The organism is Kitasatospora sp. NPDC043949, from assembly GCF_056435365.1.
In genome coordinates this window covers 84,735-96,331 of the sequence record NZ_JBWKEQ010000024.1, presented here as the reverse complement: position 1 = coordinate 96,331, position 11,597 = coordinate 84,735, and the positions used below count along the sequence as shown (strand labels likewise).

Here is an 11,597-nt window from a genome sequence, read left to right as displayed (position 1 = left end):
TCCCTCCTCTCCTCCCCCCCCCCCCCCCCCCCCCCCCCCCCCAAAACACCCCCCCCCCCCCCCCCCCCCCCCCCCCCCCCCACGGCGCGCAGGTCCCTAGTCGCGCGAGGGGACGTCGACCATCAGCGCGAGTTCGGGGAGGTCTTCTTCCACGACCTGCTCGATCTCCTCGTTCATCGAGGACTCCCTTCACCTCACCGGCCCCACCGTTCTCGGCAGGAGTCACCGGCGGTGTCATCGTCCGGGAGGGGGCTCGGCGCCGCCAAGGGTGAGCGGCGGGACACGGTGGGTGTACCGGCCTACGTGGAGGAGTCCGGAATCCGGGCTTGCCGCCCGAACCGCGGGAACGGGATTCCGCACGGGGATCGGAGTGAAATACCGGGCGGGCGCGGAATTTCCGGAGAAGGGGCCCGCACTCGGTCGTCTGCGGTTTTCGCGGATTTCGCCCCGCGGTGATCGGCCCGGGGCGCATCATCCGGACGGTGGTGGTTTCGTCTCGGCGGCGACCACGGGCGGTGGCGCCTTCCACCCTGTTCCGGCCAGGTCGGTCGGGCCGGACGCGGGCGAAGACGGCCGGATGACGCGGCCTTCCGCTCGGCCGGAAGGGTAGGTAATTTGAGGTCGGCGACCCCCCGTACCACCGGGGCACCACCAGCAAATCGCGCATCTCCGATGGGCAATTGAATGCGCGTCAGTTCGTGTGCGGTGAATTGTGGCGGGTGGGTTCGAAGGGGGTGGAAACGTCGGTCGGGGCGAAAGCGCCGGGTGCGCCCGCACACGGCGTCGCGCGTGCTCGGGTGGACACGGCCCTTCGCCTCCCGGAGGCGGAGCGGGAACGCAGGACGGAGGGGGGAGCCCATGGGAGGCGACTGGCGGATCGAGGTCGACGGCCGTCGGTGCATCGGTTCGGGGGTGTGCACGAGCACCGCTCCCGGGCGCTTCACGATCGACGACACCCGGCGATCACGGCCGACCGCCGGCGAGATCGCCCCCGACGAACGGGTGCTGGACGCGGCGTTCACCTGCCCGATGGAGGCCATCTCGGTCGTCGAGCGGAGCAGCGGCCTGACCCTCTTCCCGGACGCCGGGCCGCCCGCGGCCGACCGGGAGGAGACGCCGCCGGGCCCACCGGAGCCCGCCCCGCCCCGCCGGCCCGCCGCCGACCCGCACCGGTTGCCGGTGCCCCCACCGATCGAGGAGTAGACCGGAGTGCGCATCGCCTACCTGCACGGCGGCACCATCCCTTCGTTCTTCGCCAACGGCGTCCACGTGATGCGGATGTGCGACGCGTTCACCGCCGCCGGGCACGACGTCACCCTCTACACCGCGCCCGGCTCGTACCCGGCCGACGACGCGTACGCCTACTACGGCGTCCGTCACCGCTTCCCCATCCGCGCCGTGCCCATCCCCGAGGACACCCCGGCCGGCTACTGGCGGCGCGCCGAACGGGTCCGGGACCTGCTGGCCGGTGACACCGCTCCCGACCTCGTCTACGGGCGCGACCCGTACGGCCTCGCCGCCGCGGCGGACCTCGCGCCCTTCGTCTACGAGGTGCACCAGATCCGCCGGGACGTGTCCCCGCCCGGGACGGAGCACCGACTCCTCGGCCACCAGCGGCTCGCCCGGGTCGTCGCGATCACCCACGCGCTCGCCCGCGACTTCCAGGAGGCCCACGCCGCCCTGGGGCCGCTGCCGATCCTCGTCGCCCCCGACTGCGCCGACCCGCCCGCCCCGCCGACCGCGGCCGCACCGACGCTGCCGGGCCGCCCGGACGTGCCGCGGATCGGCTACGTCGGCCACCTCTACGACGGACGCGGGATCGACCTGATCCTCGAACTCGCCGACCGGCTCCCCGGTCTGGACTTCCACCTGATCGGCGGCGCCGCCGAGGACCGGGCCCGCTGGGAGGGATCCTGCGGGCTGCCCAACGTGTTCTTCCACGGGCACCGCCCGCCGGCCGAACTCCCCTCCTACTACCCCTCCTTCGACGTCGTCCTCGCCCCGTACCAGCGGAAGGTCTACACCTGGGGCAGGCTCGGCGAGACCGGGCGCTGGGCCTCGCCGATGAAACTGTTCGAGTACATGTCCCACGGCCGCCCGATCATCGCCTCCGACCTCCCCGTCCTGCGGGAGGTCCTCCAGGACGGCGTCAACTGCCTGCTGCGCCCGCCGGACGAGCCGGACGCCTGGGCCGACGCCCTGGCCGGACTGGTCGCCGACGGGGCCCTGCGTCGCGCCCTCGGCGACGAGGCCCGGCGGCAGCTCCTGGACCGGTACACCTGGCGGCGCCGGGCCGACCGGGTGCTCGCGGGCCTCCCGGGGCCGCGGGGTGAATCATCGCCGAACAAGCAGGCGGCGAACGGATTCTGACGATCAGTCAAGAAGATGCCGCCCTCCCCGGTTGGAGAACCGCATGCCCCAAGCGCAGCGCGAGGCCGCGTCCGCCGCCGGACCGGCCGTCGACGGATACCCGGCCCGGCCGAGCGTGCGGGCCGGGGACACCCTGCGGCTGCACGTGTCGACCCGCGCGGCCCGGTTCCGGGCCGACTTCTTCCGTTGCGGCGCCCGCATCCGCCACCTGGGCTCCGTCCAGGGGCCGGGGCGGTACGCGCCGCCCGGGCGGCACGACCAGGACTGGCGCTGGCCCGGCCACGACGTCACCATTCCCGCGGACTGGCCCTCCGGGGTGTACATCGCCGTGCTGAGCCCCGCGACGACCGCGCCCGCGGACCCGGCGCCGCCCGGCGCCGAGGCCCTGGACGCGCGCCGCTCCCGGATCCTGTTCGTGGTGCGGCCCCGGGAACCCGCCCGGACGTCGCGCATCCTCTACAAGGTGCCGGTCTTCACCTACCACGCCTACAACCGAAGTGGCGGCGGATGCCTGTACGGCCCCCTCCACCACGACGAGGCCGCGCTGCGCGCCGGCACCAGGACCGTCAGCCTGCGCCGCCCGGGCGGCGGCATCGGCGGCCCGGTCAAGGGCCACCCGGACGCCCACGACCCGCGCACCCCCCGGCAGACCTTCGCGCACTGGGACGCCCCGTTCATCGCCTGGTTCGAGGCCGCCGGCTTCGAGGCCGACTACTGCACCGACCTCGACCTGCACGAGTCACCCCGACTCACCGACGGCTACCGGCTGTTGATCTCCGCCGGCCACGACGAGTACTGGAGCGAGGACGTCCGCCGCAACGTCACCGCCTTCCGCGACCGGGGCGGCAACTTCGCGCTGTTCGGGGCGAACACCTGCTGGTGGCGGGTGACGGTGAGCGGCGACGGCGCCGCCCTGCGCTGCGCCAAGTACCCGCCCGGCGTCCGGGACGTCGACGTCGACCGACTGCGCGGTTCCCCCGGCCACTGGTGGGAGTCGGACCCGGAGAACGCGCTGACGGGCGTCAGCTACCGCAGCGGCGGCGGCCACTGGGCGGGCCGCCGGGCGCCGCTGGGCTTCACCGTCCAGCACACCGACCACCCGGTCTTCGCGGGCACCGGACTGCGGGACGGCGACGTCCTCGGCGCCGGACACGCCCTGGTGGGCTACGAGTGCGACGGCGCCGCCCACCGCCGCGACGCCGCCCACCGGGCGGTGGCGACCGGAGCGGACGGCACGCCCGCTGGCTTCACCATCCTGGGGGTCGCCGACCTGCCCACGGACCCGGCCGCCGGCTGGCAGTTCGCCGCCCGCGAGGACCCGGACCCGGGCCGGGCCGCGACCTTCGGCCTGTACACCAGGGGCGGCACGGTGTTCACCGCCGCCACCACCGACTGGGCCCGCCTCCTGCCCCTCGACCCGCAGGTGCGCGCCATCACCCGCAACGTCGTCACCCTGCTGTCCTGAGGCCCGGACGGCACCCGCCGCCCCGCCGGGCAGTGGTCTTGCGCATGCCGATACAACTGGGGCGGTTTCGCCCGGAGGGGAACGTGTATGCCCGCACGGCAGGACACCGGCGACGCCGCGGCGCACCGCCTGAGCGCTCGCGCACCGTCCGTCCCGTCGACGCCTCCCAGCCGGGTGGTCGTCGTCGGCCAGGGCTACGTGGGACTGCCCCTGGCGGTCCGCGCGGCGCAGGCCGGCCACCGCGTCGTCGGCTTCGACGTGGACAAGCAACGGGTCGGGCAGCTGCGCGCGGGAGAGTCGTACGTCCTGGACGTCCCCTCCGCGCGCCTGGCTCCGCTGCTCGCCTCCGGGGCCTACCGCGCCAGCACCGACCCGGCGGACTGCGGCGGCTTCGACATCGCGGTGATCACCGTCCCCACCCCGCTGCGCGAGGGACTGCCGGACCTCTCGCACGTCGCCGAGTCGGCCCGCACGCTGGGCGTGCTGCTCCGGCCGGGCGCGATGGTCGTCCTGGAGTCGACCACCTACCCGGGCACGACCGAGGAACTGGTCGGGCCGATCCTGGAGGAGATGTCCGGGCTGGTGGCCGGCCGGGACTTCCACCTGGGCTACAGCCCCGAGCGGATCGACCCGGGGAACCCGCGCTGGCGCCTGGAGAACACGCCCAAGGTGGTCTCCGGGGTGAACCGGACGTCCCTGGAGCGCGTCCAGGCGTTCTACGGTTCGATCGTCGACGCCGTCGTACCGGTCACCACCTGCCGCACCGCCGAGCTGACCAAGCTCCTGGAGAACACCTTCCGCCACGTCAACATCGCCCTTGTGAACGAACTCGCCATGTTCGCCCACGAGTTGGGTGTCGACGTGTGGGAGGCGATCGACGCCGCCAGCACCAAGCCGTACGGCTACCTGCGCTTCGTCCCCGGCCCGGGCGTGGGCGGGCACTGCCTGCCGATCGACCCGTCGTACCTGTCCTGGTGGGCCGAGCGCACGGCCGGCCGCACCTTCCGGTTCGTCGAACTCGCCAACGACGTCAACAGCCACATGCCCGACTACGTCGTGCGCCGACTCGTCGACGCCCTCGCCCGGCGCGGCAAGACCGTCGAAGGCTCCCGGGTCCTGCTGCTCGGCCTCTCCTACAAGGCCAACACCAGCGACGCGCGCGAGACCCCCTCCGCCCGCGTCGCCGAACTGCTCCTCGCGATGGGCGCGCAGGTGCACGCGGCGGACCCGCACGTCGTCCACCCGCTGCCCGCACCCGCCGACGCGCTCGACGGCGTACGGATGGTGGCCGCCACCCCCGGTGAACTCGCCGCCGCCGACTCGGTGGTGCTGCTCACGGACCACGACGCGTTCGACTACGACACCATCGCCGCCTGCTCCACGTACGTCCTGGACTGCCGCCGGCGCCTCAGCGGCGACAACATCGACATCCTCTGACAGGGAGGGACCGGCATGAAGATCGCGATCACCGGCGGCGCCGGATTCATCGGCAGCAACCTCGCCCACACCCTGGCCGAGTGCTCGCAGGTGTCCGAAGTCCGGATCGTGGACGACCTGTCCACCGGCTCCAAGGACAACCTCGCCCCACTCGCCGTCCACTTCCTCGAAGGCAGCGTCCTGGACGCCGCCCTCCTGGACCGCGCGTTCCACGGCATCGACGCGATCGTGCACCTGGCGGCGCTCCCGTCGGTACCCCGGTCGGTGAACGACCCCGTCGCCAGCCACCACGCCAACGCCACCGGCACGCTGTCCGTCCTGGAAGCCGCCCGACGGGCGGGCGGCGTGCAGGTGATCGCCGCCTCCTCGTCCTCCGTCTACGGCGCGAACCCGCGCCTGCCCAAACACGAAGGCCTGCTCCCGGCCCCGATGAGCCCGTACGCCGCGAGCAAACTCGCGGGCGAGGCGTACCTGAGCGCCTACCACCACTCCTACGGCCTGCCGGTCCTCCCGTTCCGCTTCTTCAACGTCTACGGGCCCCGGCAGCCCGCCGGGCACGCCTACGCCGCCGTGGTGCCGGCCTGGATCAGCGCCGCGACCACCGGCCGGCCCCTGGTGGTGCACGGCGACGGCGGCCAGACCCGCGACTTCACGTACGTCGCCACCGTCTGCCGCATCCTCGCCCGGGCAGCGCTGCGCACCGTCGCCGACCCCGAACCGGTGAACCTCGCCTACGGCACCCGCACCTCCCTGCTGGACCTGATCGCCGAACTCGAACTCGCCACCGGGACGACCCTGCACCCGCAGCACACCGCGGCCCGCCCCGGAGACGTCCGGCACTCCCAGGCGGACAACACCCGGCTGCGCACCCTGTTCCCCGAGGTCGAGCCGACCACCCTGCGCGAGGGCCTGGAACAGACCGTCCGGTGGTTCCGCGGCAGGGCCTGAGGCCCCGTGCCCCTGGTCAGCCCCGGTGGTCGAAGGTGTCCGGGTCGGGGCCGATCCGGCCCCCGTCGGCGAGGGCGGCGATGGCGGACAGGTCCTCCGGGCCCAGGGCGAAGTCGAAGACGCCGATGTTCTCCCTGATCCGGGCCGGGGTCGCGGAGCGGGGGATCACCAGGTTGCCGAGCTGGAGGTGCCAGCGGATGACCACCTGGGCCGGCGTCTTCCCGTACCGGTCGGCGATCCGGGCGAGGGCGGGCTCGGCGAGCAGCCGGCCGCCCTGGGCGAGCGGGCTCCACGCCTCGGTGGCGATGGAGTGCTCGGCGGCGAGCGTGCGCATCCGCTCCTGGGGGAGGTAGGGGTGCAGCTCGATCTGGTTGACGGCCGGGACGACGCCGGTCTCCGCCAGCAGCCGTCCGAGCGTCGCGGCGGTGAAGTTGGAGACGCCGACCGCCCTGGCGCGCCCCTCGGCGTGCAGCAGCTCCAGGGCCCGGTACGACTCGACGTACCGGTCCTGCCGGGGGAGGGGCCAGTGGATCAGGTAGAGGTCCACGTAGTCGGTGCCCAGGCTGCGCACGCTCGCGTCGAACGCGCGGAGGGTGCGGTCGTAGCCCTGGTCGGCGTTCCCCAGCTTGGTGGTGAGGAAGACCTCCGGCCGGGGGATGCCGACGTCGCGGACGGCCCGGCCGACGCCCTCCTCGTTGCGGTAGACCCGGGCGGTGTCGATGCGGCGGTAGCCGGCCTCCAGCGCGTGGGTGACGGCCGTGTAGGCCTGGTCGTCGGTCAGCGGCCAGACACCGAGGCCGACGCGCGGGACGGCGGAGCCGTTGTTGAGGACGAGGCGTTGCACGGGGCGGGCCTTTCCGTTCCGGGGTACGGCGGCGGCTTGCCCTTCGAGTGTGTCGCCGCAGGCCGCTCCGAGGAAGACCGCCCAGGTGGTGACGGACGGTCAGATTCGTTGTGCCGCCCGAAGCGCGCGCGGGTTCGCCGCTGAACCCGACGGTTCCCCGGTCGCGTTACGAAGGCTAGAGCAGCCGGCTGACGCGGACAGGGAAAGGTCGGGAAAGATGCGATTTGGCGACATGCTGCACGGACACCGGAAGCACCGGGGCCTGACCCAGCAGCAACTGGCCGATCTCGCCACGCTGAGTGTTCGCGCGGTGCGCAACCTGGAACGGGGCGGGGCGCTGCGGCCCCGGCGGGAGACGGTGCGGCTGCTCGTGGACGTGCTGCGGCTGGACGCCGACCAGCGGGCGCAGTTCGAGTCGGCGGCGTTCGAGTCGACGGCGTTCCCCGAGGGGCCGGGCGCGGCGCCCCGTGATCGCGGCCCCGGCTTGCGGGGGCCCGGGGCGCGCGTTTGAGTGGGAAGGTACCGGCGGAATCGGGGGCGAGGAGGCGCCATGTCGCACCACAAGTCCAACAAGGACGTCGAAGGCGACCCGGACACCGGGCACGGGCGCGGTCTGCCCCGGCGGCCCGACGAGGAGGAGCTCGACGAGCGCACCGAGGAGGACCGCGAGGAGGTGGGCCTGCCCCCGGACCCGGACGCGGACGACCGGCCCGAGCAGGGCCGGCGGTAGGGGCCGGGGCCACTGCCGAGCCCGGCCGGAGCCGCGCTACGGGCCGGTGGGGTCGCCCGTCTCCCCGGTCCTGGTCGGCCGGGTGTGGACCTTGGCGACGCAGGCCGGGAGGGCGGCGGCGTGGTCGTGGTCCCGGGCCCGGTACGCGCTGGGGGTCTCGCCGACCAGCTGGGTGAACCGCGAGCTGAACGAGCCCAGCGAGGTGCAGCCGACCGCCATGCAGACCTCCGTCACGCTCAGGTCGCCGCGCCGCAGCAGTGCCTTGGCCCGCTCGATCCGGCGGGTCATGAGGTAGCCGTACGGGGTCTCGCCGAAGGCGGCGCGGAAGCTGCGGGAGAAGTGGCCCGGCGACATCAGTGCGGTGTGCGCCAGCGCCGGCACGTCCAGTGGCTGGGCGTAGTCGCGGTCCATCCGGTCGCGGGCCCGCCGCAGCCGGGCGAGGTCGGGTAGGGGGAGTCGGGACACCTGGGGCACGTCTGCCACGCTACCCGCCCGGTCCGACAGGGTCGCGCGGAGGCGTGCGCCGGCCGCCGCCCCGGGCCGCCTCCCCGCCCCGTCCGCTCCCGCGCCCCCGCTCCCGCACCCCCGTTCCTGCGCCCTGCCCTGCACTGTCCCCGCACCCCCGTTCCTGCGCCCTGCCCTGCCCTGCGCTGTCCCCGCGCCCCGCCTCCGCACCCCACCGCCTTGTCCGGACGAATTCCGGTCAAAGGCGCTGTTTTCGAGCAGGGCGGCCGGTATCGGACGAACGGGTCCAGATTCGAACTGGTGGTGGAGTGGGTGTGCCGCTCTTGTCGCGCGTGCACATGAACTTTCGTCAATTCCCTTGCGGATATATTAGATTGCCGGTCTGCTGATGAACTCCTGATCGGCCCGGGTGTGATAACCCGTCGATGATGAGAGCGGGACATTGGGACGAACGAGGAAGCGAACGAGGTGCGCCGCGCAGGTCGCGGCGCTGACGGTGGGACTGTCCGCCGCAGCGCTGGTGACGGCGCCGGCGGCTTTTCCACAACCCGGCGACGGGACGGTGACCGTCCGGGTGATCCGGGCGGTGGACACCAGTGGAGTGTGGACACCAGCCCTGGAGCCAGGGCTCGCGGGCGTGAAAGTGACGCTCACGGATGACGCCGGGGTCGCGATCGAGGGGGTGACGGCGGCCGACGGGACGGTCACGCTGGCCCCGGCGACGGCCAAGCCGTCCGGGGGCAAGTACCGGGTGCAGGTGGTGAATCCGAAGCCCGGGGTGCTGTTCCCGGCGTTCGCCTCGCGGCAGGGGCTGGACGGCGCGCCGACCCAGCTGAGCAGCAACGAGGAGTTCGTCGACCTCTCGGGCGGCAAGAACGTGGCGTACACCACCGGGCTCTGGAACCCCGGTGACTACTGCCAGAAGAACGCCCCGCTGGTCACGACCTGCCAGCCGATGGACCGCGAGGGCGGGGCCCAGCGCACGCTGGTCTCCTTCCCGTACAGCGCGCGTGGCCAGGACGGCGAAGGCGTGACCGCCACGAACCTCGCCACCAACGCCGATACCGGCACGCTGTACGGCATCGCCTGGAACAAGGCCGACCGGCGGTTGTTCTCCTCGGCGGTGGCCAAGCGCACCACCGACTACGGCCCGGGCGGTGCCGGGGCGGTCTACGTCACCGACATCGCGCAGAAGAAGACGACGCTGTTCACCACCGTCCCGAACGCGGGCTCGACGGCCCACGGCGGCGGTACCGACGACGCCTTCCTCGACACGCCGGGCAAGGAGAGCCTCGGCGGCATCAAGATCACCGACGACGGCAAGGACCTGTTCGTCGTCAACCTCAACGACCGCAGGCTCTACCGCTACAACGCCACCCTGCCGGCCGCCGGGAGCCCGACGGCCTCCTACCCGATCCCCGACCCGGGCTGCCCGGCGGCGGGGGACTGGCGTCCGTTCGGCCTCGGCCTCCAGGACGGCACCGGCTACCTCGGCGGAGTGTGCTCCGGCGAGTCCACCGGCAAGCTCACCGACCTGCGCGCGGTGGTCCTGCCCTTCGACCTCGCCACCGGCGTGTTCGGCAAGCCGGTGCTGGACCAGCCGCTGGACTACCCGCGCCAGTCCACCGTCGGTTCGGGCCCGTGCGACGGTGCGGGCTGGTTCCCGTGGACGAGCACCTACCCGACCACGCAGAACGGCCGCCCGTGCGGCAGCGCCACCATCGCCAAGCCCGAGCCCGAGTTGGGCGAGATCACGTTCGAGACCGACGGCTCGATGCTGCTGGCCTTCCGCGACCGCTTCAGCGACCGCGCGCCGGGCGCCCCGGTGCCGGGCTTCGTCGCCGTCGTCATGTCCGGCGGGGACCTGAACAAGGCCTGCCGGGCGAACGGCACGTACGTGATGGACACCAACAACGGGTGCGGGCTCGCCCCCCGGGGCACCCGGTTCTTCGACACGACCTGGGGAGGCCACCGCAACACGGCGTTCGCCGGCATGGCGCTGTCCAAGGTCGAGAGCACCGTCGCGGTCTCCGCCTTCGACCCCAACCACACCGCTCTCGGGTACGGCACGTCGTTCCTCCAGCGGGCGAACGGCCAGCAGGACCCGCAGTTCGGTTTCCGGCTCAACCCGGCCGGGACGATCGCGCCGTTCGGCAAGGGCGCCTCGATGGGCGACCTGGAGGTGCTCTGCGACCAGGCGCCGCTGCAGATCGGCAACCGGGTCTGGTACGACCCCGAGCGCAAGGGCATCCAGAACCCGGGCCAGCGCCCCGTCGAGGGCGCGACCGTCCACCTCTACGACGAGTCGGGCAAGCTGGTCGGCACGACGAAGACGACGAAGCGCGGCGAGTACTACTTCGACGACTCGAACGTCACCGGCGGTCTCAAGCCGAGGACCAAGTACACGATCCGGCTCGACAACCCGGCGGACTACGCCAAGGGCGGGCCGCTCTACCAGTGGGTGCCCACCGACGCGGACGTCGGCGACAACCACTTCATCGATTCCAAGGGCCTGGTGCCGCCCGGTACGAAGTTCCCCGAGCGGGCGCTGACCACCGGCGGGCCGGGCGAGAACGACCACACCTTCGACTTCGGGTTCCGGCAGCAGGAGGGCGCGCTGCGCCTGGTCAAGCACGACCAGGACGGCAAGCCGCTGGCGGGGGCGAAGTTCCAGCTGTGGCACGACACCAACGGCACCGACGGGTTGCAGACCGGCGGTGACAAGCCCGACACGGCGGTGGGCGGCCCCTGCACGACCGGCGCCGACGGCCTCTGCCAGGGCGCCGGGGTGCCGGGGACGTACTACTGGCAGGAGCTCAGCCCGCCCGACGGCTACGCGGCTCCGGACACCACCGTGTTCGGCCCGCTGGCGCTGACCTCCGACAACCTCGCGGACGGTGTCTCGGTGACGGCGGTCAACCGGCTGCTGCCCACCCCGACGCCGACCCCGACGCCGACCAACTCGTCGAGCCCGCCGAGCCCGTCGAGTTCGCCGAGCACGCCGGAGCGGACCACGCCGCCGGGGCCGACGGAGTCGCCGAGCCCGTCGACGGCGAACCCGCTGCCCCCGCCCGGGGGACAGCTGCCCAGCACCGGCGCCAGTGCCCTGGTGCCGCTGGGGATCGTCGGCGGCGCGGTGCTGGTGGCGTCCGGCGGTGCGCTGGTCCTCGTCGCCCGTAAGCGCAGGGCGCGGCACCAGTAGGAATAGGAAGCGGTGAGGAGGGGCGGGGGGGGGGGGGGGGGGGGGGGGGGGGGCGGGGGGACCCCGCGCTCCCCCCCACGGCGACAAACGAAAAGAGAGAAAAAAAAAAAAAAAACGAGGAAAAGAAAAAAGAGGG

General features: G+C 73.2%; 10 protein-coding genes. 8 read left to right on the top strand and 2 right to left on the bottom strand.

Annotated elements, in window-relative coordinates; genetic code table 11:
• The first annotated feature begins 858 nt into the window (after positions 1-858).
• The 5 genes from AC07AL_RS21035 to AC07AL_RS21015 all read left to right on the top strand — a co-directional run bounded on the left by AC07AL_RS21035 (position 859) and on the right by AC07AL_RS21015 (position 6,220).
• Entirely contained in the window at positions 859-1,203 is a 345-nt protein-coding gene (locus AC07AL_RS21035) for a ferredoxin (RefSeq protein WP_363585932.1), read from the top strand.
• Between the two features lie 6 nt (positions 1,204-1,209).
• The gene (locus tag AC07AL_RS21030; protein ID WP_400803473.1) at positions 1,210-2,370 is read left to right on the top strand and encodes a glycosyltransferase family 4 protein; all 1,161 of its coding nucleotides are present in this window, start codon (positions 1,210-1,212) and stop codon (positions 2,368-2,370) included.
• A gap of 43 nt (positions 2,371-2,413) precedes the next feature.
• A complete protein-coding gene (locus AC07AL_RS21025; protein WP_363627515.1) occupies positions 2,414-3,835 on the top strand; it encodes a N,N-dimethylformamidase beta subunit family domain-containing protein in 1,422 nt (473 codons plus the stop codon).
• An 87-nt stretch (positions 3,836-3,922) separates the two neighbouring features.
• Positions 3,923-5,272: a nucleotide sugar dehydrogenase gene (locus AC07AL_RS21020; RefSeq protein WP_363585935.1), complete on the top strand. Its 1,350-nt coding sequence runs from the start codon at positions 3,923-3,925 to the stop codon at positions 5,270-5,272.
• Between the two features lie 15 nt (positions 5,273-5,287).
• A complete protein-coding gene (locus AC07AL_RS21015) occupies positions 5,288-6,220 on the top strand; it encodes an NAD-dependent epimerase/dehydratase family protein (RefSeq protein WP_363627517.1) in 933 nt (310 codons plus the stop codon).
• A 16-nt stretch (positions 6,221-6,236) separates the two neighbouring features.
• On the opposite strand, the gene AC07AL_RS21010 is transcribed toward AC07AL_RS21015, so the two are convergent.
• Complete coding sequence (locus tag AC07AL_RS21010; RefSeq protein WP_400986427.1) at positions 6,237-7,064, bottom strand: aldo/keto reductase; 828 nt, start codon at positions 7,062-7,064, stop codon at positions 6,237-6,239.
• 217 nt (positions 7,065-7,281) lie between these two features.
• Here AC07AL_RS21010 and AC07AL_RS21005 point away from each other — a divergent pair, with 217 nt between their 5' ends.
• The gene (locus tag AC07AL_RS21005; RefSeq protein ID WP_363585938.1) at positions 7,282-7,575 is read left to right on the top strand and encodes a helix-turn-helix domain-containing protein; all 294 of its coding nucleotides are present in this window, start codon (positions 7,282-7,284) and stop codon (positions 7,573-7,575) included.
• Positions 7,576-7,614: 39 nt separating this feature from the next.
• Positions 7,615-7,794, top strand: coding sequence for a hypothetical protein (locus tag AC07AL_RS21000; RefSeq protein ID WP_363585939.1), 180 nt, complete (start codon positions 7,615-7,617; stop codon positions 7,792-7,794).
• Positions 7,795-7,830: 36 nt separating this feature from the next.
• Here AC07AL_RS21000 and AC07AL_RS20995 read toward each other — a convergent pair whose 3' ends face one another.
• Positions 7,831-8,205 carry a helix-turn-helix transcriptional regulator gene (locus AC07AL_RS20995; RefSeq protein WP_363585965.1) on the bottom strand — a complete coding sequence of 125 codons (375 nt, stop codon included), beginning with the start codon at positions 8,203-8,205 and terminating at the stop codon, positions 7,831-7,833.
• Between the two features lie 697 nt (positions 8,206-8,902).
• On the opposite strand from AC07AL_RS20995, the gene AC07AL_RS20990 reads away from it, so the two are divergent.
• A complete protein-coding gene (locus AC07AL_RS20990) occupies positions 8,903-11,461 on the top strand; it encodes an SdrD B-like domain-containing protein (protein ID WP_400986429.1) in 2,559 nt (852 codons plus the stop codon).
• The last annotated feature ends 136 nt before the right edge of the window (positions 11,462-11,597 follow it).